Consider the following 23,487-nt stretch of genomic DNA (forward strand, 5'->3'; position numbering starts at 1 on the left):
AAGATTGCAAGCCAATTTTTGGAGCGATTTCGGTCACGCACGAAGACAATACGGGCCTGAATTTCTTTTTCATTATCGTCCAGTCCCAAGCTGACGACAACAGATGCGAGGATCTTGGCACGACCACGTTTTTTGCGCACAACTTGATACAACTGGGTCAGTGTATACTTTTGCCCTTCATACGTGTAGTAGACGCGGTGCATACGTTTCAGCATACAGACTACCTCGAGTGGATACTCCGAAACCACGCGCTTGATTACTTTTGGAAATGCGAACCAACTATCGAAAAGTAACGTTCGAGCGCAGAGTTGGAGCGGATTTATATCATCAAGCAAGTCGAACAGCGCTTCTGTTGACTTTTTGACGGCTTCCTTCCGACGCTTGTAACCCACGGTGCGCTTATCTATGGTCGGGTTGATTTCCTGGAAACGGTTCGATTGTTTTTCTGAGCTCAATAAAGAGAACGCAAGCGGCACGAAAGTGTTCCCATCCGACCAACCCAAAGTCAGCATGCGAAAGCCACGGACGAACTTCCCAGTGGTATGATCATGAACTAGCGCAAGCATCTCGACCGATTTACTGCGGGCACGGCTGTATAAGGAATCGTCCAAAATCAGGACGCGTTCGCGGTTTTCTGAGACAAGCGGGAGCAAGTTCTGGGTAATGACATTTTGACTCAGCAGCAACAGAAATTTGCGCCAATTATAGGTTGCGTTGTTGAGCAAGCGATAAACCGCATCCTTGGCAGGAGCCTCTGGCTCCCGTGCGGATTCCAATGTCCGATATAAATTTTTCTTTTGAAGGACCAATGAAAAGATGAACTGGACCAGCATTACTGGTGAAATGCCTGCTTCTTTCCGAATATTGGATTGATTCAGTAACGTTCCCAGTTTCTGATTGCGAAAAAATTGATGAACGGAAGAATTAAGTTCCTGATTGATTTGATTTTCTGGTAAAATAGTAGCCATAAGACATCCCTCTTTCGTATGTGTTGTGTGGTAACTACATTTTACCAAAGAGAGGTGTCTTTTTGTGTACATTTTTGATAGTTAAGTCTTTAAGAACATTGACATATCAAAAGATTAAACAGATTTTATAACTGCGAAAGTTGAGTTATAAATGAAAGAAGGTAGCGCCCATGTTCATCCAAGCCAGAAAATTATCGGTTGCCCGCGGTTTCTCGGAAGCCGCTGTAAATAAATTCAAGACCAGTACCTTACTGCCTCAACAACCCGGTTTCGACAGCATTGAGACCTATGTCCGATCCGTCAACAAAGAGAGCGAAGAAGTGCTCGTCCTGATCAAATGGGGCACAAAAAAAGATTGGCAGAACTGGGAAAAGAGCGATGTCCATAAAGCCGGTCATCGCATTAAGAAAGAGCGTCCTGAGTATATCTTGGGTATGGAAATGAGCTACTACGAAAGTTTTTGACAATAGTCTTCAATACTTTCTTTTTTGAAATATAGCCTGTTGTACTTGCGTGTCGATTGCTTGTGGGTTGCTTGGAGGTTGTACGTTTCTTCGCGGTTATTGGACAATCTCCAAGTCGCTTGCGCTCCGGTTGTCCGATTCTTCGTTGTTATCGGACAACCAGCAGATCAAACACTCATACGTAACAAGCCCCGCGCAAGTTTATTCTGCGCGGGGCTTGTTACGTATGGAATTCACATCATTTTCTCCTGCCAGCTCCGTCGGGATTTCCATCAACGCCGCGTTCAAAGGCTGCCAAATGCTTTTCGGATGCGGTCATCAAGCGTTCAAAGACGCTTCTGACATCATCCGGCAAATCTTCGGCCCCAAGAAATTGCCCATAAACAGAGATGTTTTCGATTTCACCGGCCACGCCTTTTTCAAAGCTTTCCGCCAAAGACGCAGGCAACTCAATTCGAGCTTCCGCTTCATTTTCCGGAACTTCAAATCCATAAGTTTCGAACAGTGGTAACAATAAGGAAATGTGTGTGCCTTCCGCTTTGGAGATGCTCGTGAATGGCTTGATTGTTCCGTATGCATCCATGATTGCAAAATAGGACGCTTCAGCCATATATTCATCCTGGATGGCGTAAACCAACATTTCTTCTATTGTATACGTTTCGCCTTCGCTCACCGCTGCTGCCCCATATAACTCTTCGTCCTCGGATGCCATGACACCGGTGCCGCTGAACAATAAGACTGCCAAAGTCCCGCCTACAATTCCGTTCCGCCATTTTTTCATTTTGATCCGCTCCCTTTTTTGTATGTTTCATGATCCTCTTTTCTACAGGTTCAGTATAGAAAAGAAGTATGTCGAAAGCATGGCAAAAGCGGGGCGAAAAGTGAACGTTGTCATTTTCCCGAGAAGATGGACCAAGAAATCAATCCAACTCTTCTGAATTGGTGCTCTTGATTTCCCAATGGATGACGACCGTCAGCACGACCCGCAGGATGACGATGGCTGAGAGCACGATGAATTCGTCGATTGTCTGGATGATGACCGTCTTCAGTATTTCCGCGGCCAGTTTGAACTCCAGACTGAACGCCAGCGCTTTGGCCAACTCGAGTTTCGGTTGGTTGTTGCTCAGATTAAGCCTGTCAATTATGAACAGATACAACGACTTGACGCATCCATAGAGGATGATCAGGACACCGATGCCTTCGATCAGACTCGCCAATGTCGGGATGACTTCGGTTAAGACAGCATGCAAATTCATGAACATCCCTCCTTTTTCCATATTCAAATTTGGTAACAAATCCGTTCTTTATTTTTCTTATTTCTTTTTCTCCCTTGCTTCTTCGACCCGGAAGCGGACGATCCGGCGCACAAGCTCGTATGGGATAGGTTTCGTCAGCGGGAATTGGATGGCGCCTTTCGAGGTCTTGTATTCCGTCAATTCTTCTTTGAAAGCCGCAACGCCGCTTGGTGCCGGATAGAAACCGATATGATTTTTCTGCACAGCAAAATGCACCAGGTTCCCGTTCAGGTAGAAGGTTGGCATCTGATAGCTGATTTTTTCTGTCGCATCGGGTGCTTCTTCCTTTATCACCCGACGGAGCTCCTTCAGGATTAGCTGAACAACCTCATCATAGCTGCTGATGTATGCATCGATTGTTTCATTTTTTATAGTTGTTTCTCCCATTTTGAATCACCTCGGTAGTCTGGATTTTCCGTTGTTTATGTCCCTGCAAATAGTATATCATACACTGATGAAAGTGTTTGCAGGCTAAATGGACTGACGATCACTTTCATCGGGAATTCCGGGCATTTGAAGTGCTTTTTCTCTCCCTTTCACTTCTTTTACGGAAGTCATTTCTTTTTGAAAAAAATATGTTATGATATGGATTGAAAATTTGTACGGTAAAGAAAGGAAAGTAAAATGAATACACCTTCTATTTATGGATTGACTTTGGATCAGCTGGAAGCTTGGCTGTTGGAACAAGGCCAGAAAAAATTCCGCGCCCAACAGATCTGGGATTGGCTATATATCAAACGCGTCCTGGACTTTTCGGAAATGACAAACTTGTCAAAAGATTTGGTTGCCCTTCTCTCCGACACCTTCTTGCTGCAGCCCCTGAATCAAGTGGTCGTCCAAGAATCAGCGGACGGCACAACGAAATATCTTTTCCAACTGGAAGATAAACTGATGATCGAAACCGTTCTGATGCGTCAGGAATACGGCCTGTCCGTCTGCGTTACGACCCAAGTCGGCTGCGATATCGGCTGCACGTTCTGCGCAAGCGGCCTGAAACGCAAACAACGCGATCTGACTGCCGGCGAAATCGTTGCACAGATCATGCAGATCCAGCACTACTTGGATCAAAAAGGCAATGGCGAACGTGTCAGCCATATCGTCGTGATGGGCATCGGCGAACCGTTCGACAACTACGACAATGTCATCGCCTTCCTGAACATCGTCAACCACGCCAAAGGTTTGGCAATCGGCGCTCGCCACATCACCGTTTCCACCAGCGGATTGGCTCCGAAAATTCGCGAATTCGCAGAAAACGGACTGCAAGTCAACTTGGCTTTGTCCCTACACGCGCCGAACGACGAAATCCGCAGCCGCATGATGCGCATCAACCGTAAACATCCTCTGAAGGAAGTCATGGCTGCCATCGACGAATATCTGGAAAAGACCAACCGCCGCATCACTTTCGAATACATCATGATTTCTGGTGTGAACGACAGACCGGAGCAGGCGCACGAATTGGTTGCCTTGTTGAAGGACAAGCGTCACCTTTCCTACGTGAACCTGATCCCTTACAATCCGGTTGCCGAACACATCAAATACGAACGCAGCACCAAAAAGGATATTTTGGCATTCTATGATATCCTCAAAAAGAACAACATCAACTGCGTCATCCGCAAAGAGCACGGCACCGACATCGATGCTGCCTGCGGCCAACTACGCAGCAAGCATCTGGAAAAAGCAACCAAATAATTGACCTCAGCAGAGGCCGTCTCAAAATAAAATGAGCCGGCCTCTGTTTTTTTGCTCGTTTCTGATTTTATTGGTGCTGTTGACCTTAGCTTGGTGGGTGGTCGGGCTGATTTTTATTCCTCGTCAGGCGCGGTCTCCTGCACCCAACCTTTGAATCCGCAATGCGGGCAAGTCAACCGTTTGCCTTGCTTGCCTCCGTTCAAAGACAGCAGATCCTTCAGGAAGCTGATTTTGAATTTCCGGCGGCACTGAGGGCAGCTGTACGCATTCACGCGCGAATGGTAGTAGACAATCGCAAACAGAACTGCGATTCCCGCCAAAATCAGCAGCGCCGGATAGAAGCCGCCTGCTTTCTCGGCCGCGGGAAAGCCGATCACCAAGAACAACACATACCCAGCAACCGCAAGCATCGTAACGCGATCCGATTTCCGGTTTTTACCTCTCTTATCCATGCCTCATTCTTCCCTTCCTGGTTCTGGTGCCATCATAACACTTTTTGGTCGGGCACTAAAAGTGTGGTATATTGGAACCAACAAATTAAGTCCATTGGCAATAATATATTTGACCATTGGAGACGGAGGAATAACATGAGCAGAGTAATCCTTACGACTGAAAGCGGCGCGGATATCCCCACTGAGTTGGCAAAGAAACACACTATCCGGATTGTCCCGATGCACGTCATCATGGATGATGTCGATCATCTTGATGGCTCTTTTCCGGTGACAGATCTGTATGATTATTACGAGCGAACCAAAAAAACCCCTTCCACGACCGCAACCAATCCGAACGAATATACCGCCTTTTTCGAAAAAATCCGCTCTGAGCATCCCGAAAGCAGCATCGTGCATATCGGCTATACCTCCAAGGCGTCCTCCTCATTTCAGAGTGCTGTGTTGGCGGCGGAAGATTTCGAGAACATTTACCTCATCGATGCCCTGAACGTATCCGGCGGTTTGGCCGCGATCGTGCTTTATGCTGCCGATTTGCTTGAAAAGGAGCCGGATATAGCAGTCGAAAAACTGGTTGCCGCCATCGAAGCTGTAGTGCCGCGTACGCACTTCTCGTTCATGCCATCCGGCCTCGAGTTCCTGAGGGCAGGCGGCCGCGTCTCCAACACAGCCTATTTAGGCGCATCGCTCCTGAAGATAAAACCGACGATTGAATTGATCGACGGCAAATTGGTTTCCACAAAAAAATACCGCGGCAAGATGAGCCGCGTCGTTGTCGATTTTTTTGATGACTACCTGAAGGCTTACGCAATTGACGACAACAAGCTGTACCTCATCCATTCGCTCGGTTTGGATGAAGAAATCATGACCCAAATGGAAAACTACGCGAAGGAAAACGGCTTCCGGGATGTCACTTGGGTCCAGACCGGCGGCGTCATCACTTCCCATGGCGGTCCCGGCGCTTTCGGGATTGCTGGGATCGAAAAATCAGGAAATACTGAATAAGACAAAAAACTTCTGCCCTCGGAATAATTCCGTGTGCAGAAGTTTTTTTATCTAACTATTCTCTTCGATATCCTCCGGCAGGATCATGAACAGGTCGGCCTCCTCATCTTCGGCCAAGCGGTTGCTTTGGTGCAGCTTCGCCTTCTCGAAGAGGCTCCTGGCTGTGCGGGCGTTGCCGAAATGGCTGTCGCGTGTTGTATAGGACTGCACGAACAGATTCTTCACTTTCTCCTGGGCTTCCTCCGTCAGCGCAAAACCTTGCTGAGAGGCGGCCATGTGGAAAATTTCTGTCAGTTCTTCACTATCGTAATCCGGGAAATCGACCGTGTAGGCGATACGGCTGCGGATGCCGGAGTTCATACTGAGCATCTGCTCCATCTCGCTCGGATAGCCCGCCATGATGACGACCAATTTGTCGCGGTTGTCCTCCATCTCCTTGATCAAGGTGCTGATGGCTTCATAACCGAAGTCGTTTTCGGAAGCGGAATAAAGGGAATAGGCCTCATCGATGAACAAGACGCCGCCGTACGCTTCCTTGATTTTCTCCAATGTCTTCGGTCCGGTCTGGCCGACGTACTGTCCGACCAAATCTTCCCTCGTGACTTCGATCATGTGTCCGCGCTTCAGCACACCGATGGATTTCAGGATTTGGCTGATCAATCGCGCGATGGTCGTCTTACCTGTGCCGGGGTTGCCGGTGAAGACCATGTGCAAGGACAAATCGTTCATCGGATGCCCCATCTTTTCGCGGCGTTTCTCGGCGCGCACATAGTTCATGATCGAGCTGACTTGTTTTTTGACATCCTTCAATCCGACCAGATTACGCAGCTGCGCCATCAAGTCTTCGATATTATCCCCGAACAGCTGGTTCGGGTCGATGCCGAAATCGAGCGGCTCAAGGATGACCAAATCATCCTTCGTCACGGACTTTTCGCTCAGACGGAAAGCCCGTTCGCGCATCGCTTCTTCCATGATGTTTCGGACGGCACGGGCATTAGCGAACTGCGGAACGACTTTTTCCTGATTGATTTTGACCTTAAAGGCCTGCTCCGCTTCCTCAGTCAGCGTATAATGGTTATCCTTGGCTTGCGCCTTGGCGATTTCCAGCAGTTCCTGGTCGGAAAAATCCTCAAAATCGATCTGCATATTGATCCGGCTCGACAGGCCAGGATTCGATTTCAGCAACTGCTTCATGCCGGTGTCATAACCCGCAAGGATCACGATAAAGTCATTGCGGTGATCTTCCATCGCTTTGATCAACGTATCGATGGCTTCAGATCCGTAATCGAGCGAATCGCTGTCCGAGGACGCCAAAGAATAGGCTTCATCGATGAACAGCACCCCGCCCATGGCCGATTCGATGACGGCTTTGGTCTTCTGGGCAGTCTGGCCGACGTAGCCGCCGACCAGGTCCGAGCGATCCACTTCCACCAATTGACCTGATTCGAGGATGCCCAAAGAATAGAAGATGTCCCCCAAAATCCTGGCTACCGTCGTTTTTCCTGTGCCCGGATTGCCGGAAAAGGCGAAATGATAGGAAGGCTGTTCATTTTTCTCGATCGACAGCATATAGGCCCGTTTTTTGTCGTATTCGACCAGCTTCACGATCCGGTTGATGGTCTCCTTCACTTCCGTCAGACCGATCAGATCACTCAGCTCAGCCAGGGACTCTTCCAAAGAAACTTTGACTTTTCGGTTGGAATGGGCGGCATCCATATGAAAGTAGTCGGCATGAGGGGCCCTTCTTGCCAGCCTGCTCGACTGCATGGTCGCGATCAGCTTGCCGACTTTTTCGGTGCTGTGCGAAAGCGGCCGCGTCCGTTCCAATTCCTTGTGGATACGGCGGCATTCGTCGAAACGGCCGTGGATATAGTAGGCATAAACGCGGTCGTATTCGATGGCATCGTCATAGCCGTATTTCTCGGATTCTTCGATGGATGCCAGAATCGTATCAAGCTCCTCTTCCTGCTGCAGGTAAACTTTCGATTTCAAGCGCAATGCCGCGAAAGATTTCGGCGTATGCTTGAGTACCTGATCGACGAGTTCCAACGCCCGCGGGAGGTCGTTCTTTTCGAAGGCCATTTTCGCCAGCACAAGTGCCGCTTCCCAATTGGCGGGGTTGCGGGCGAAGGCGGCTTGCGCATAGCTCTCCGCTGCCTTGTCATCGCCGTCCTCCGCATACAGCTTCGCCAGCAGCGTCAAATAGGCATCGCCGGTGCCATCCAATTCCACCGCCCGCAGTGCGTAGTGCATCGCTTTTTCGAGATTGCGGTTCTTGTAGTGGCTGAGCCCCAACAAGTAATTCACATGTGGATGATCTGGATGCGTCCGGATGGCTTCCATCAAGACCGGGACGCTGCTCAAGGACATGTTTTTCCTGATGTTGTTTTCAATTCCTTTTAGCCTCTCGTCTATGTTTTCGTTAATGTTATCCTCTGTCATCCGAAGCTTCTTCCTCCCATTTTATATTGATGATCTGTTTTAATTAATCCTTCAGCATACTGCAATCAGGAATATTCTATCATATCTCTATCATTTTTCCTTTCCGGTTTGCTTGAATAACAGAACTGAAAAAAATCTTTTCCATATTCTAATGTAAAAGGCTCTGTACAAAGTTAATTCTTTCTTCTATTCTTATTCATGGTGGGAATCGCTCTTATAAATTTAGAAAGCGCCTTCCCAGATGCACTACATTTACATGAATCGATTAACCAAGGAGGAACTATATGGATTGGCAAAGTATGTTATTCCAATTTTTTGGAGGATTAGGCATTTTTTTATTCGGATTGAAATACATGGGCGACGGCTTGCAACGGAGTGCCGGCGATAATTTACGCAATATCTTGAACAAATTCACTTCTACGCCTTTTCGGGCAGTTTTGGCAGGGATTTTGGTGACCGTATTGATACAGAGTAGTTCGGGGACAACCGTTCTTGCTGTAGGTTTAGTAAGTGCTGGGTTTATGAATCTGGAACAAGCCATCGGAATCATTATGGGAGCCAATATAGGAACCACTATCACAGCCTTCATCATCGGGTTTCATGTAGGAGCGTATGCCCTTCCGATTATGGCGATCGGTGCACTCCTGCTTTTCTTCACGAAAAATGCTTTTGTGAACAGTGTCGGTCAGATCATATTTGGTTTCGGTTCACTTTTCTATGGACTGGACATGATGGGAACAGGTATGGAGCCGTTGGAGCAGCTTCCGCAGTTCAGATCGCTGATGACGAATTTGTCCGACCACCCTTTTTACGGGGTTCTGACCGGAACTGGCCTGACGCTGGTGATCCAAAGTTCAAGCGCAACAGTCGGTATTTTGCAGGAACTTTATTCCCAAAACAGCATTTCTCTGCAGGCAGCCTTGCCGATTCTGTTCGGTAATAATATCGGTACGACCATCACGGCAATCCTTGCTGCAATCGGAGCCAGCTTGCCCGCAAAACGCGCAGCCGCTTCACATGTCGTATTCAATCTGACGGGGACAGTCTTTATCTTGCTTATTCTGTCGCCGTTTACCGTCGTTCTGACAAAATTATCAGTGCTATTGAATCTCAATCCGGCCATGCAGCTAGCATTCGCTCATGGCATGTTCAATGTGTTGAACGTATTGATACAGATGTGGTTCATCCGCCAACTTGCTGTCTTGGTTACAAAAATGGTTCCCGGGGAAGAGCGGATTGTTAAGTACGACGCCACTAATCTGGACTATACAATCATTCAAACCAGCCCTTCCGTTGCTTTGAATCAGGCTAAGCTGGAAGTCGAACAAATGGGTTCTTTTGTCACAGATGAATTTCATGCAGCCTATAAGTATTACCTCGATCATAATGATCTTTACAAACAAGATACGCTCCAACTGGAAGAGATTGTAGACACCATCGATTACAAACTGACAGAATATTTGACCTTTATCTCACGGGAAGAGTTGCCGTTCCATGCTTCGAACGACCATGCCATCATGATAGACATCACAAAGTATCTGGAACGCATCGGTGACCATTGTGAAAATATTGTCCGGAATATCGAGGAGGCTACCAAGGCAGCCAAAAGGGACATCCGGGCCAACAAACATAACCAAGATGTGCAAACCATTCTGATGGATGATGAACTTGTAAACCTATTCGCTATCGTTGAACGCAACATCCGAGAGGCTATCGATTCTTACCTTCAAGATAATCAGTTACTTGCAGAACAAGTAATCCAACGTGAGGAAGAAGTAAATGAAGCAGAACAAGCGATACGTGAGAGATACATCCAACGATTGAACAGTGGTATCGGGTTACCTTCCGAAGGCATCCTATTCGTCGATATTGTTTCCAATCTGGAGCGCATCAGTGATCATTCCGTAAAAATCGCCAAACATACTTTAGGAACACGCTATCCTTACCAGAGACTGAGTCGACGTTTCATACGCAAAACCGAACAGGCCTACGCCGAAGCGGTCCTCAAAGCCTCCTCTTTGGATAAATGATTACCATAGCGGGCTCAACCACGGCTTATTTTTGAGTTTGATCGGAAACAACGCTATACTTAAATCAACAGTTATACGTATCGGTCCCTTTCGAATTTCGGTAAGGAGGAAACGCAATGATTTATACAATCACTTTGAATCCAACCATCGATTATATCGTCACTGTTCCGCATCTTAATTTAGGCCATTCCCATCATATGGAGGAGGAACTGATCACTCCCGGCGGCAAAGGCATCATGGTTTCGCGCGTCCTGAAAGCTCTCGGAATCCCTTCGATTGCGCTAGGATTCCGTGGCGGCTTCACCGGCGATTTTGTCCGCGACTACTTGGAAGAAATGCAGATCATCAATCAGTTTACAGTGATAAAAGAGCGCACGCGCATCAACTTAGTGTTGAAATCGGATCAGGATACGGAAATCAGCGATTACGGCCCTGCTGCTACCGATGAGGAAGTCGCTGTTTTTATGAAATGCTTCGAAGACATCTCAACGCAGGACTTCGTTGTTTTGTCGGGTAGCAAGCTGCCATCCATGCCAAAAGATTTTTATGAACGGCTAATCCGTTCACTGCATGAGGAAGGCGTACCTTTTGCCTGCGACATCACGAAGGATGAGCTGCGGAACAGCCTGCAATACCACCCATTGGTCGTGAAGCCGAATCAGAAGGAAGTAGGCGAATTATTCGGCCGGACTTTCGCCACTTGGCAAGAGGTTATTCCTTACGGCAAGCAGTTGGTTGAATTGGGCGCCCAGCATGCCATCGTTTCACTCGGCGGCGACGGCGCACTGCTCTTCACACCGCAGGAAGTCATCTATGCGCCGCCGTTATCCGGTGAAGTCGCCAATCCGGTCGGCTCCGGGGATTCCATGGTAGCCGGGTTTGTAGGGACCTTTATCCGTACTGGGGACCCCTTGGAAGCTTTCCGGGTAGCCGTCGCTTGCGGGACTGCCACAGCCTTCTCACCCGATATCGCCACCGCCGATGAAATCGAAGTGCAGTTGGCCCGTGTTGTTTTGGAAAAAATCGAATAAGTCCACAATCTTAAAAAGCGTTGGATAATCCCGGTCTCCGGAGGTTATCCAACGCTTTTTCCCATTATTCTTTATCAGCCTTCTGCTTCGGCCATTTCTTCCGCTAAGTTATGGTAGTCGATTTCTTTGTCCATAAAATCATCGGATTGAACAGCGAAATGTTGTGTGATGCTTTCGATGGTTTGGATTTCGCATTTCGCGTTGTCCACGATGTAATCGAGGATATGCCCACCGAACTTGCGGTCGTCACTGATGAAATGACAATGAAAGCCTCCTTTGGCGACTCCATCGAACAATTCCGGCGTATAGATGCCGATTGCTGTCCCCTGCATGTCATAGGTCTCGAACTCCGGCTGGACACGCGTCGCTTCGATCAAGCGCGGATAAGGCTTCTGTTGCTTCGGCACTGCCCGCGTATGCATATATTCGAAATGACCCGTTATTTTGACGACCGAGAACACATTCCGGCTGTGCACGCGCTTGACGATGTCCGAGCGTACTTTTCTCAACGTCATCGGCCTGTCGATAGCGTATTCGCGGTCCGGTTCGAAAAATGTCACCGCCGCATGCGGTGTTGTCTGGGATGGATCGACTTTCGAAATCGATCCGTCCGCCTTCGCTTGATAGGCGATGCCGTCAAGCAGGATCAGTTCCCCTTCAAAATCATGGAAAGTCCCGATGCCGATATCCCCATGCTTCAACAGTTCTTCGAATGTCAGAGTTCCGTCGAATACCCCCGCCATCAAATCACCCAGCGTCTGATGCTGATACAATGTACTTTCGCCCATCTACTTCCGCCCTTCTGTGCCTTTGTGCAATCATTTATTTTTCTGTCTGATCATGATAGCCCATTATATCACAGCCAGAAGGCGGCAAACAATCGCGTATTCATGGGTATCAGGCGCTGGGCGACCAGAATAGGGCCGCCCCGAAAATCGGGACAGCCCTCCATTCATAATATATTACGCTAGTTTAGTCTCCAGGTAATCAACCAAAACATCTTTCGGATGGTACCCTGTCAGTTTCTCAACCGGTTGTCCGTCTTTGAACAACACCATTGTCGGAATGCTCATGATACCGAATTGAGAAGCTGTCATTTGGTTCTCGTCGATATTCAGTTTGACAATTTTCACTTTATTGTCCATCTCATCTTCGATTTCTTCCAAAACGGGTCCTAGCATGCGGCAAGGGCCGCACCAAGGCGCCCAAAAATCCATCAATGTCAAGCCTTCTTGTACTTCACTCTGCCATGTTGCGTCTGTTACTTGTGTGCTCATTTTTTATCTGTCCTTCCTTAAACTGTATATTTTTGCTTTATTTTCTTATCAACGAAACATATTATACCCCACCCGGTATTATTAGTAAATAAAAAAGATTTAAAAGTAAGCAAGATGATTGACAATCCATTGTAACAGGCATAATATAGTTAGGGCACGAACTATATGGGTGGTGAAAAATAATGAACAATACAGACCTGCTGGGATTCCGGATCAGATCGCTTTGGCAACAAATAAAGCGTCTCATGAACAGGCACTTGAACGAAAATGATGGTTATGGCCTAACCGGCATGCAATTCGCGATCGTTTCCTTCATCGCTAAAGAATCCACAGAGCGAGACGTCTTTCAGAAAGATCTCGAGCAGAAATTCGACATCCGCAAATCGACCGTCACAGGCATCCTGAATACGATGGAAAGGGATGGCTTGCTGCTGCGGGAAACCGTTCCATACGACGCCAGACTGCGGAAAATGATACTGACGGATAAGGCTTTGCAAGCAAAAAAAAATTCAGAACAAGTGATTGATACCGTGGAGAACCAATTATCCAAAGGTTTAACTGAAGAAGAAATCGCCACTTTTTTGACGATTCTCGAAAAAATCTCGAAAAATGCAGAAGGATGATTGCCTCATCCTTAAAAAAAAACACCCAATCACTATTTACGGAAAGGATTAACGCTATGATAAAAAAACTCATGGGCAGTATACGAGAGTATAAAAAGGACTCGATCCTCGCCCCTATATATGTCACTTTGGAAGTCGTTCTCGAAGTCCTCATTCCATTTCTGATGTCGATGATCATCGACCGAGGCGTCGGCGAAGGAGATATGCCCTTCATTATCCGAATCGGATTGATCTTGATTGTCTCCACCCTATTCTCATTAAGTTTCGGGGTCCTCTCCGGTTTGCATGCGGCAAAAGCTTCGGCTGGTTTCGCAAAAAACATCCGCAAGGATATGTACTACAACATCCAGGATTTCTCATTTTCGAATATCGATCAGTTCTCGACATCCAGCCTGATCACCCGTCTGACGACGGACATCACGAATGTCCAGAACTCTTACCAGATGATCATCCGGATCATGGTCCGGGCACCGCTTATGCTCGTGTTCTCATTGCTGATGGCTTTGAGCATCAACAGTGAACTCGGCATGGTCTTCCTTGGCGCGATCCCGTTCCTTGGTATCGGTCTCTACCTGATCATGTCACAAGCCTTCCCGATTTTCCAGAGAGTGTTCCGGACCTATGACAAACTGAATCGTGTCGTCCAGGAAAATCTTTATGGCATCCGGGTCGTCAAGTCCTATGTCCGTGAAGAACACGAGACCGAAAAATTCAAATCCGTCTCCAAGAAAATCTACAAGGATTTCACCAAAGCCGAAAAGATTTTGGCTTTCAACAGCCCGTTGATGCAGTTCACGATGTACGCAAGCATTTTGACGTTGTCATTATTGGGTGCGCGCATGATCGTCTCCGGTTCGATGACGACAGGCCAGTTGATGAGTCTCATCACTTACGCTTCCCAAATTCTGATGAGTCTGATGATGATTTCGATGGTATTCGTCATGGTCACGATTTCCCGTGCTTCAGCGGAACGGATTGTGGAAGTGCTGAGCGAAGAGAGCGATCTGAAAAACAGCGATAATCCTGTTATGGTCATTCCCGATGGATCTGTCTCCTTCGAAAATGTGAGTTTCAGTTATAGCAAAGATTCGAATAAGCTTGCTTTGAAGGATGTCAGTTTTTCCGTCAAAGCAGGAGAAACCGTAGGCATCATCGGAGGGACCGGTAGTGCCAAAACCTCTATGGTCCACCTTATTCCGCGTCTATATGATGTCACCGGCGGTACGGTGAAAGTCGGCGGTGTCGATGTGCGCGACTATGACATGCAGACATTGCGCGCCGAAGTCGCTATGGTGCTTCAAAAAAATATCCTGTTTTCCGGAACGATCAAAGACAATCTGCGTTGGGGAAACCCTTTCGCTACCGATGAAGAGCTGATGATTGCAGCCAGACAGGCACAAGCCGATGAATTCATCCAACGCCTACCGGATGGCTACGACACCTATATAGAAGAAGGTGGTACAAATGTTTCCGGCGGCCAAAGACAAAGGCTCTGCATTGCGCGTGCATTGGTGAAGCAACCGAAGATCCTGATTCTGGATGATTCGACCAGCGCAGTGGATACCCGAACGGATTCTTTGATCCGGACTGCTTTCAGGGAGGAACTCCCGAACACAACCAAATTCATCATTGCCCAACGCGTCTCTTCCGTGCAGGATGCCGACAAAATTATCGTGATGGAAAGCGGCAGTATCAACGGCATCGGAACGCATGACGAACTGCTTGCCTCGAACACCATTTACCAAGAAGTGTACGATTCACAAACAAAAGGAGGTCAACTTGCTGATGAAGCCTAATCAACCAAAACGGCGTGGGGCCAAAGATGCCGGCAAAACTACAAAACGCCTCCTGTCCTATATTTCCAAAGGTCATAAATTCACATTTAGTCTTGTATTGATCTGTATCATCATCAGCGCCCTCGCTAACGTAGCAGGCTCGCTTTTCCTTGAGACGCTGATCGATGATTATATAACGCCATTATTGGGCGTATCCAATCCGGTCTTCACTAGTATGTACCGTTCAATCGCGCTGATGGCTGGAATATATCTGATTGGTGTTGTGGCAACCTATGTCTACAATATCTTGATGGTTTCCATTTCACAAGGTATCCAGAAAAAAATCCGCGATGAGCTGTTCGCGCACATGCAGACCTTGCCTATCAAATATTTTGATACGCATGCGCACGGGGATGTCATGAGCCGCTATACCAACGATATCGATACTTTACGCCAGATGCTTTCACAAAGTATCCCAATGGCCTTTTCTTCTCTGGTTACGATCGTCAGCGTATTCGCTGCGATGCTCGCAGTCAGTCTTCCGTTGACGCTCATCGTCATCGTGATGGTCGCCTTATCGATCACCGTCACGAAGACAATCGGCGGCAAAAGCTCCGTCAACTTCGTGAAGCAGCAACAGACACTCGGTAAAGTGAACGGCTATATCGAGGAAATGATGCATGGGCAAAAAGAAGTAAAAGTTTTTGGACGCGAAACGGAATCCAAGGAACGTTTCGATAACCTCAACGACGAGTTGCGCGAGAGCGCGACGAATGCAAATATCTATGCGAATATTCTGATGCCTATCCTGGGAAATCTAGGATACTTGCAATATGCTCTGATCGCCATGTTCGGAGGCGCCATGGCTGTCTCGGGCATCGGCGGCCTGACATTGGGTGCGATCGCTTCCTTCCTGCAGTTGAGCCGTTCCTTCACGATGCCGGTCAATCAGATTTCCCAACAAGTTTCATCCATCGTGATGGCATTGGCAGGGGCTGAGCGGATCTTTGAATTGATGGATGAAAAGCCTGAATTGGATGAAGGCACCGTAACCTTAGTAAATGTGACCATGGTCGGTAATGAACTGATGGAAGCCGAAAATCATACCGGACTTTGGGCATGGAAAGTGCCTGAGTCCGACGGGTCGGTCCGCTATACCCAGCTGACCGGGGATGTCCGATTCTTTGACGTCGACTTCTCCTACAATCCCGACAAGCAGATTCTGCACGACATCAACCTTTATGCCCATCCCGGCGAGAAAGTCGCTTTTGTGGGATCGACGGGAGCCGGCAAAACGACCATCACGAACCTGATCAACCGTTTCTATGACATCCAGGACGGAAAAATTGTTTATGATGGCATCGACATCGCCGACATCAAGAAAAATGACCTGCGCCGTTCCCTTGGTATCGTGTTACAGGACACCAACCTCTTTACCGGAACGATTCTGGAAAATATCCGTTACGGCAATCTGCACGCATCCGATGAAGACGTTTATGCGGCAGCGCGTTTGGCGAATGCCGATGACTTCATCTCCCGTCTGCCGCTGGGATACCAGACCGTCATTTCCGGCGACGGCGAAGGCCTTTCTCAAGGCCAAAAGCAATTGCTTTCGATTGCTCGTGCAGCCGTTGCCGATCCTCCCGTCATGATACTGGATGAAGCAACCTCCAGCATCGACACACGAACAGAATCGATCGTGCAGCGCGGCATGGATGCGTTGATGCAAGGACGGACTGTTTTCGTCATCGCCCACCGCCTGTCCACTATCCAGAATGCAGATGTAATCATGCTGATGGAGCAAGGCCGGATCATTGAACGCGGTGATCATGAGAAATTGATCGGCGAACAAGGAAAATATTATCAGCTTTATACCGGAGCATTCGAGCTCGAATAAATCTTTTAAGAAAAGCGGAACGGGTTCGTTCAGCCCTGATTAAGGAAACACTGTGACCTAATCGGTCAAGTGTATCATGCCTCTAAGGGATGAATCCCTTAGAGTCCCATGCAACTGAGCATCGAAGAGCGCAATTGCTGAGAGACTTCCGAAACAAAGGAATCAACGTGACCGTACCGGTCAGTTGTATCATGTTTCTAAGCCATCAAAGATGGCAAGAACCATGACAAGTCAAACAGTATGTCTTGGCTCGCAGAGACAAGAGGTTCCTTATTCTTTTTTCCGAAGGGCTAACCCGTGAAGCTAGCCATCATTTTTGGATGCATGGAACGCTTTGCAAACATGTGAAACACCCCGCAGCATGGCAGTTCCAATCAGGAACAGCCATGCTGCGGGGTGTTTTTGGCATGCAGCTGAGTTAGATGAAGTCAGGGCCAACGCGTGGTAAAATGATCACGAAGGATGCTTCATCCACCTGCCATCTGCCGATTACTGATCCGAGAGAAAGAGGTCCTTGCGATGACCGAAAAGAGAGTTTTCCGATCCGATACATTCGTCAACCGTTCCTTTGTTGCCGGCATCCCGTTCATACTGATGTTCGGCGGCCTCACCCACTTCGCATTCGCATGGCTTGGGAAAACCAACTGGGCGGCCCCTTTCGTCCCCGTGAATGAGAGTGTCTGGGAACACCTGAAAATGAGTTACTGGACCACTTTCCTATGGTTTTTCTTCATTTTCCTCCGGAAGCTATGGGTTTTAGATTGCTTAAGGAGGTAGGTTATTCGGGGCAACTGCGTTTGGACCTTCCAAAAAAAATAACGCCTAAAATACAGAAAAGAGCGGAAAAGCCCTCGCAGTGGATGGCTTTTCCGCTCTTTTAGTACAGGATATCGTTGCTGATCGTCGTATAGAACAGTTCCTTGATCCGGGCCGGATCTTGCGTCTGTCCCAAGATCCACATCAGCTTGCATACGACCGCTTCGGTGATCATGTCGTAGGCTTCCAAAATATTGACCCGCGATTTCAGTTCGTGGCCGACTTTGTATATTTCCATGTCGCTGCCCTCATTCGGGACTTGTGTCGTCATGACCACCGTCTTGCCTTTTCTGATCCAGTGGTTGATGACCTCGAAATATCCGTATTCCGGTGCTGAAGGAATGCCGCCCACCCCATAACTTTCGATGATGATGGCATCGTTCCGCTCAAGCATGTACGAAAGAATCTCCGAATCCACTCCCGGCGTCAGCTTGAACAACGCGACCTTCGCATCCAGAATGTCATAAAAACGGGGTGCTGGTGCTTTGTCCTTTGTGATGTAGGAAATCACGCGTCCATCCTGGATGATCGCCAAATAAGGATAATTGATGCTGGAAAAAGCCTGGAAGCTTTTGGAATGCGTCTTCCTTGCCCGTGTTCCGAGGATGACCTTCCCGTTGAAGACGATTTGGACACCGCTGGCGGAATCGGACGCTGCGTACAGGAAACTGTCGAAGAGATTCGTCTTCGAATCGGTGATTTCCACGTTGATCGGTTTTTGGGCACCGGTAATGATGATCGGTTTTGGGGAATCCTGGATCATGTAGGACAGCGCGGCAGCTGTATAGGCCATTGTATCGGTTCCATGGGTAACGACAAACCCGTCGTATTGTTCATACTTTTCCCTGATGGTGTCGGTCATCAGCACCCAGATGTCAGGCGCGATGTTGGTGCTGTCGATATTGCAGATCTGCAGCGTATCGACCTCGCATATTGCTGAGATACCGGGAATAAAAGCCAATATCTCTTCTGATGTCAGTTGAGGATCAAGTCCGTTCGGCGTTATTTTGGAGGCAATCGTACCGCCTGTTCCGATCATCAATATCTTTTTCTTCGTCACACCTTCACCTGCTTGTTCATTATTTTTTCCATGCTTTTCCGCGTCTGGTGGTTAATATACCACGACCGGCGTGCCGACGGAATAGGTATTGTAGAGCGTTTGGACCGCATAGTACGGGGTATTGACGCAGCCGTGCGATCCTAAATAAAGATAGAGGTCGCCTCCGAAGCCTTGGGTTTGCCAAGAGGCGTCATGCAAGCCGTAAGCATTCCCCAAAAATGGGATCCAATATTGGACAGGTGATTCGTAATCTTCACCAACCAGCACGCTAGGTGATTCCTTATACGGTTGGATTGCGAACAGCCCTCTTGGCGTCGGCATCGAAGGCCTTCCGGTTATGACCGGAGCATCGACAATCCGCTGGCTGCCGATGTAGGCCCAGACGCGCTGGTAGGCGATGCTGATGATGATGTAGCTGGAACCAACATAATAGTTGGTACCGGCGTTCGTCCGGAAGATACCATCCTGGACAGTCCAATCGGGTCCCGTCGGATAGGTCGGGACAGATGGTACAACCGGAACAGGCGGTGGTTTCGGTACGTATTTCATGAAAGCGACTGCCGTCTCCCCTGGTGCTGCAGCGTCTTTTTGGACCACTTGCATCTGGACGGCGCTGACGTCATAGTCGTAGCCTTGTGTTCCTGCCGTCTCCCCGTTCTTGGCCCAATCCAGCCAACCTAATCCCGGTACATGGACTTGGTAATAGATATCATAATACGCAGCCAGTTCATCCGTCAGCTGCATTTCGATCCGCTCGATACGTTGGCCTGTTCCGGGCAGTCCGGCTTCCAAACCATCCTGCGTCCATTCAAACCAGCCGTTTTCACTTGTGGCAGCGCGGTAGGAAATCGATCCTGGATAGGGCTGGGAGTCCAATTTTGCTTGCAGGCCTTCGAGAGATTGCGAGGAATCCGGAGATCCGCTTTGCTCCGGATTGAGGACTGGCTCCTGCCAGCCCGAATCCGTCAGATAGCTGCTGTAGGACAAGACCGGTTCGACGCGTTTGATGAAGCTCTGCTCACGTTTACCTGAAAAAGCCTGTTCCTTGTTCATCAGAACGATTTCAACCCCTTCGACCGGATAGCGGAAACCCTCCGTTCCGGCTGTTTCACCGTTTCCGGCCCAATCGAGCCACCCGAAACGGCCCGTTTGCACTCGGTAATAAAGATCGTATTGAGCCGCCAAAGCACCCGTCAGCTTGAATTGAACGGCTTCGATCGCTTCACCTGCACCAGTCACTCCGGCTGCCTCGCCATTTTTGGCATAGCCCGACCAACCGCTGTCCTGACGATAAGTCCGATATGAAACGCTGCCTGCTTCAGCCAAATGGGTCAAGTGCACCCGGACAGCTTCGAGCGGCAAAGCCGCCCCACCGCTGATTGCGCCTTCCTGCACTTCGGGCTGCCAACCGCTGTCCTGTAAGTAAGTCGTATAAACTAATTCAGCGTTGCTGGCTGTTGCCGAGGATAGCGGGATTTTCTGCGCCCCCGAAAGGGCAGCCACACTTCTTGTTTGTTGTGTGATATGATCCTTGCCCGTTTCGGCAAGCATCCCCTCTATATTTATGTATGCCGGATGGTAAAGTCCCAGCAAACTTTTTTCGACAGCTGTACCGTTCTCCAACGAATATGCTGGAGCCGCGATGCGGTCAGGGGCTAATCCAGCAAAAATCAACAACCCCAACAGAATAAATAAAATGTTCCTTCTCATAATAATCCCTCCCGGCAGGACCGTAAGCGACAGATAATGGAGCGTCCATCCGTAACCGCTCTCTTTTCTACATTATACCAAACATTACCCCGTTAAAAAAAACACAAGCGGGCCAAAGACCCGGATAACTACAAAAAGTTCAGGGCAGCTTCAAAATGAAGCGACCCCAAACTTGTTCTAAGTCATTCTACTGTTCTCTTTTCCGGAAAGCCAGCACCATCCCGATCTGGAAGTAGCTGTAGTCGTCCCCCAGCTTTTCCTTTAGGGGTTTCAGATGCTGGTCTTCGGCTTCTTCGATCGCCCTGGTGATGGCCTTCGCCTGCTCATCCGTGACGAAATCCGTCAAACGCATTTCGTAGGCCGACTGTTCGGCCAAATGACGGAAATGATTTTCGATGGTCATCCGCGCCAAGCCTCTGCTGGCGATGATTTCCTCGACCGTCTTGCCTTCTTGATACAGACGATAGGTTTCCTCAAAAGTAGTGCCGGCGTAATTTTTCTGAGCCGGTTTCGGGCGTTTTTCCGCGGTTTCCGGATTGCCTGCCAGCTCTTTCTGCTCCAATTGTTTTTGCTGCAGAACCGCTTGGGCATCAGGAAACTCCTTCAGATAATCGGAAATGACGCCCATGAACACTTCGCCGTAGCGCTCCAACTTCGTTTCGCCGACTCCCGACAGGCGAAGGAAGGCGTGATCGTCGGTCGGAAAGTTGCGGGCCATCTCATGCAGCGTGCTGTCCGAAAAGACGATATAGGAAGGGATCCCATGCTCATTCGCCATTTCCGTACGGACACTGCGCAGTCGGTCGAACAGCTCGGTATCGTACAAGCCGCCTCCGCTCTGTTTGGCGGTGCCCCTGCCGGTCTCGACCGCATAGGACATCCCGATTTTTTTCCCTTCCTTCAGTACTTCCAGCGCTTTTGGAGTGACTTGGATCAAAGGATACTGATTGCCCGTCACCTGCAGGTATTCATCAGCGATCAATACCCCGATCATTTCGCGGATTTCCCCATCATTATAGGCGCTCATGAGGCCGTACGTCTTCAGCTTATCCAGCCCGAAATCGGTGATGCCCTTCTGTTTGCTTCCCGTCAGGATGCCGATGATTTTCTGGACGCCGTAACGTCCGCGCACCCGCACAACGCAGGACAGGATTTTTTGGGCTTCTTCGGTGATGTCTATCTGCTCCGTGCGGTGTAGGCAGTTGGAGCAGTGTTGGCAATTCAGCTCAGCTGTCGTTTCGCCGAAATATTCCAGGATGTACCGGCGCAGACATTGGTTCGTGTAACAGTAATTGATCATCTTGTTCAATTTATTGGTCGCTTCGCTGTCGTTCGTCTTGCTGTTCAGCAACTGGTTGATGATGATGTCCTGCGTCGAAAACAGCAGGATGACACGCGCTTCCTCGCCGTCACGCCCCGCCCTTCCGGCTTCTTGGTAATAGCTTTCGATGTTTTTGGGCATGTTGTAGTGGTAAACGGTCCGCACATTGCTTTTGTCGATCCCCATCCCGAAAGCATTCGTTGCGACCATGATCGGTTTGCGGTCGAACAGGAAATCATCCTGGTTCCGCTGGCGCTCGTGTTCCGGCAGCCCGGCATGGTACAGCGTCACAGCAAAGCCTTTTTGTTCCAATTTCTTCTGGACCGATTCCACATTTTTTCTGGTCGAACAATAGATGATGCTCGCTTCCTTCGGGTTGAGGTCCTTCACGAGAAACTTGAACTTATCGGCGGGCTTTTCCACGCTGAAGGCCAAATTGCTGCGGTCAAATCCCGTCACCAAGCGGAACGGCTGTTGCAGGCGCAGCTGGATCATAATATCGTCCTGGACCGGTTCGGTGGCAGTTGCGGTGAAGGCGGCAACCCTCGGACGTCTGTCGAAAACATCGTAGAGACGGGCCACACCTTGGTAGGAAGGCCGGAAATCGCTACCCCACTGTGAGATACAGTGGGCCTCATCGACCACCAGCAACGGCACATTCACAAAGCGCAGAGCATTCATGAATGACTCATTGTCTATCCGTTCTGGCGCGATGTAGAGCAGCTTGAGCTGTCCGGAGCGCATGTCGTCCATCAATTGCAGAAACTCTTCTCTTGAAAGCGTACTGTTCAGGTATGCCGCGGCAATCCCCATTTCCCGCAGGCTGTCCACCTGATCCTTCATCAAGGATACGAGCGGGGAAACGACGATCGTCATGCCGTCCAGCAGCAACGCCGGCAATTGATAGCAGAGCGACTTCCCTCCGCTCGTCGGCATGATCCCGAGCACGTCTTTCCCCTGCAGGGTGTTCGTGATCAGTTCCTCTTGGCCCTCCCTGAAGCTGTCGTAGCCGAAATATTTTTTCAGTGTTCCATACAGTAATTCTTTATCCACCACTTGCATCCATCCTTAATTGTTTATCTTTTCTTATTAACCGAATATTTCTGAACGGGCTTGCCTTCACTCAAGGAAGCAATGGCAAACCGTCAGAAATGACTTCTTCATCATATCACATCTGCGACCTCTTTTTTCGCACAAAAAATAGTACGGCGCTCCCATGAGTGAAACCTCTACTTATAAAATATGCAGATTATCTGCCTTATGTTTTGACGTGTGGTATATAATTGTAAGGTGAACACGTCATGACCGGTAGTGCCAAAAATTCTATGGAAACTGCCCCAAATAACGAGGTGATGTGAAAAACCAAGTCCTGCTATTCAAAGTTTGGTGAAACAAACACTCTTGACAACCGAGCCAATGGTTTTTTCCTTTGCCGTCAAGGGCGACGGTATACAAAAGGAGCAGCACAAAGTAGCCCTTGGCTCAGAAAATTTTAAACCATTGGCCATTCGGATTGTCAAGAGTACGCTCCGCTGTTTGTTTAGTTAATTGGTTCTCTTTTTTTAGAGGGCTCAGGTGCCAAAAGTTAAGGGGTTTGGTCCATCAGCCAATCTTGTGATAAAGAGATTAATTTTG

The 23,487-nt window shown here is 48.7% G+C and carries 20 protein-coding genes; 9 read left to right on the forward strand and 11 right to left on the reverse strand.

Going from position 1 to position 23,487, the window contains the following annotated elements:
- Positions 1–968, reverse strand: a 968-nt coding sequence (locus tag BMZ71_RS11120) for an IS4 family transposase (protein ID WP_177187597.1), incomplete at its 3' end; no start/stop codon positions are given.
- A gap of 170 nt (positions 969–1,138) precedes the next feature.
- Here BMZ71_RS11120 and BMZ71_RS11125 point away from each other — a divergent pair.
- On the forward strand, positions 1,139–1,432 hold the full coding sequence (locus BMZ71_RS11125; protein ID WP_086990427.1) for an antibiotic biosynthesis monooxygenase: 294 nt from the start codon (positions 1,139–1,141) through the stop codon (positions 1,430–1,432).
- A gap of 238 nt (positions 1,433–1,670) precedes the next feature.
- Here BMZ71_RS11125 and BMZ71_RS11130 read toward each other — a convergent pair whose 3' ends face one another.
- The 3 genes from BMZ71_RS11130 to BMZ71_RS11140 form a co-directional block, all read right to left on the reverse strand.
- The gene (locus tag BMZ71_RS11130) at positions 1,671–2,213 is read right to left on the reverse strand and encodes a ferritin-like domain-containing protein (RefSeq protein ID WP_086990425.1); all 543 of its coding nucleotides are present in this window, start codon (positions 2,211–2,213) and stop codon (positions 1,671–1,673) included.
- A gap of 139 nt (positions 2,214–2,352) precedes the next feature.
- Positions 2,353–2,688, reverse strand: coding sequence for a DUF1622 domain-containing protein (locus tag BMZ71_RS11135; protein ID WP_086990422.1), 336 nt, complete (start codon positions 2,686–2,688; stop codon positions 2,353–2,355).
- Between the two features lie 57 nt (positions 2,689–2,745).
- Positions 2,746–3,114, reverse strand: coding sequence for an iron chaperone (locus tag BMZ71_RS11140; protein ID WP_086990419.1), 369 nt, complete (start codon positions 3,112–3,114; stop codon positions 2,746–2,748).
- 237 nt (positions 3,115–3,351) lie between these two features.
- Here BMZ71_RS11140 and rlmN point away from each other — a divergent pair, with 237 nt between their 5' ends.
- Positions 3,352–4,416, forward strand: coding sequence for a dual-specificity RNA methyltransferase RlmN (gene rlmN, locus BMZ71_RS11145; protein WP_068559217.1), 1,065 nt, complete (start codon positions 3,352–3,354; stop codon positions 4,414–4,416).
- A 113-nt stretch (positions 4,417–4,529) separates the two neighbouring features.
- Here the strand turns inward: rlmN and BMZ71_RS11150 are convergent, their stop codons facing one another.
- Positions 4,530–4,868 (reverse strand): hypothetical protein, encoded by a 339-nt coding sequence (locus BMZ71_RS11150; protein WP_086990416.1) that lies wholly within the window; start codon positions 4,866–4,868, stop codon positions 4,530–4,532.
- A gap of 135 nt (positions 4,869–5,003) precedes the next feature.
- On the opposite strand from BMZ71_RS11150, the gene BMZ71_RS11155 reads away from it, so the two are divergent.
- The gene (locus tag BMZ71_RS11155; protein ID WP_086990413.1) at positions 5,004–5,870 is read left to right on the forward strand and encodes a DegV family protein; all 867 of its coding nucleotides are present in this window, start codon (positions 5,004–5,006) and stop codon (positions 5,868–5,870) included.
- Between the two features lie 51 nt (positions 5,871–5,921).
- Here the strand turns inward: BMZ71_RS11155 and BMZ71_RS11160 are convergent, their stop codons facing one another.
- Positions 5,922–8,312, reverse strand: coding sequence for an AAA family ATPase (locus tag BMZ71_RS11160; RefSeq protein WP_086990410.1), 2,391 nt, complete (start codon positions 8,310–8,312; stop codon positions 5,922–5,924).
- A 284-nt stretch (positions 8,313–8,596) separates the two neighbouring features.
- Between BMZ71_RS11160 and BMZ71_RS11165 the strand changes: the two genes are divergently transcribed.
- Together BMZ71_RS11165 and pfkB are read left to right on the forward strand one after the other, a co-directional pair.
- On the forward strand, positions 8,597–10,342 hold the full coding sequence (locus tag BMZ71_RS11165) for a Na/Pi cotransporter family protein (protein ID WP_086990407.1): 1,746 nt from the start codon (positions 8,597–8,599) through the stop codon (positions 10,340–10,342).
- A gap of 116 nt (positions 10,343–10,458) precedes the next feature.
- Complete coding sequence (gene pfkB, locus BMZ71_RS11170; RefSeq protein ID WP_086990404.1) at positions 10,459–11,373, forward strand: 1-phosphofructokinase; 915 nt, start codon at positions 10,459–10,461, stop codon at positions 11,371–11,373.
- A gap of 74 nt (positions 11,374–11,447) precedes the next feature.
- Here the strand turns inward: pfkB and budA are convergent, their stop codons facing one another.
- Complete coding sequence (gene budA / locus BMZ71_RS11175) at positions 11,448–12,161, reverse strand: acetolactate decarboxylase (protein WP_086990402.1); 714 nt, start codon at positions 12,159–12,161, stop codon at positions 11,448–11,450.
- Between the two features lie 174 nt (positions 12,162–12,335).
- A complete protein-coding gene (gene trxA, locus BMZ71_RS11180; protein ID WP_086990399.1) occupies positions 12,336–12,650 on the reverse strand; it encodes a thioredoxin in 315 nt (104 codons plus the stop codon).
- Between the two features lie 182 nt (positions 12,651–12,832).
- Between trxA and BMZ71_RS11185 the strand changes: the two genes are divergently transcribed.
- From BMZ71_RS11185 to BMZ71_RS11200, 4 genes are all read left to right on the forward strand, one after another.
- Complete coding sequence (locus tag BMZ71_RS11185) at positions 12,833–13,273, forward strand: MarR family winged helix-turn-helix transcriptional regulator (protein WP_086990396.1); 441 nt, start codon at positions 12,833–12,835, stop codon at positions 13,271–13,273.
- Positions 13,274–13,329: 56 nt separating this feature from the next.
- Complete coding sequence (locus BMZ71_RS11190) at positions 13,330–15,069, forward strand: ABC transporter ATP-binding protein (protein WP_086990394.1); 1,740 nt, start codon at positions 13,330–13,332, stop codon at positions 15,067–15,069.
- The gene (locus BMZ71_RS11195) at positions 15,059–16,945 is read left to right on the forward strand and encodes an ABC transporter ATP-binding protein (RefSeq protein ID WP_086990391.1); all 1,887 of its coding nucleotides are present in this window, start codon (positions 15,059–15,061) and stop codon (positions 16,943–16,945) included. Before BMZ71_RS11190 ends, BMZ71_RS11195 begins: the two co-directional genes overlap by 11 nt.
- Before the next feature lie 519 nt (positions 16,946–17,464).
- Positions 17,465–17,722, forward strand: a complete 258-nt coding sequence (locus BMZ71_RS11200) for a DUF6512 family protein (RefSeq protein WP_086990388.1) — start codon at positions 17,465–17,467, stop codon at positions 17,720–17,722.
- A 100-nt stretch (positions 17,723–17,822) separates the two neighbouring features.
- On the opposite strand, the gene BMZ71_RS11205 is transcribed toward BMZ71_RS11200, so the two are convergent.
- The 3 genes from BMZ71_RS11205 to recQ all read right to left on the reverse strand — a co-directional run bounded on the left by BMZ71_RS11205 (position 17,823) and on the right by recQ (position 22,905).
- Positions 17,823–18,821 carry an asparaginase gene (locus tag BMZ71_RS11205; protein ID WP_245734424.1) on the reverse strand — a complete coding sequence of 333 codons (999 nt, stop codon included), beginning with the start codon at positions 18,819–18,821 and terminating at the stop codon, positions 17,823–17,825.
- A gap of 51 nt (positions 18,822–18,872) precedes the next feature.
- Positions 18,873–20,531, reverse strand: a complete 1,659-nt coding sequence (locus BMZ71_RS11210) for a L,D-transpeptidase family protein (RefSeq protein WP_086990385.1) — start codon at positions 20,529–20,531, stop codon at positions 18,873–18,875.
- A gap of 187 nt (positions 20,532–20,718) precedes the next feature.
- Positions 20,719–22,905: a DNA helicase RecQ gene (gene recQ / locus BMZ71_RS11215; protein ID WP_245734425.1), complete on the reverse strand. Its 2,187-nt coding sequence runs from the start codon at positions 22,903–22,905 to the stop codon at positions 20,719–20,721.
- Positions 22,906–23,487 lie beyond the last annotated feature (582 nt).

It is taken from the genome of Trichococcus flocculiformis (assembly GCF_900113645.1).
GTDB lineage: Bacteria > Bacillota > Bacilli > Lactobacillales > Aerococcaceae > Trichococcus > Trichococcus flocculiformis.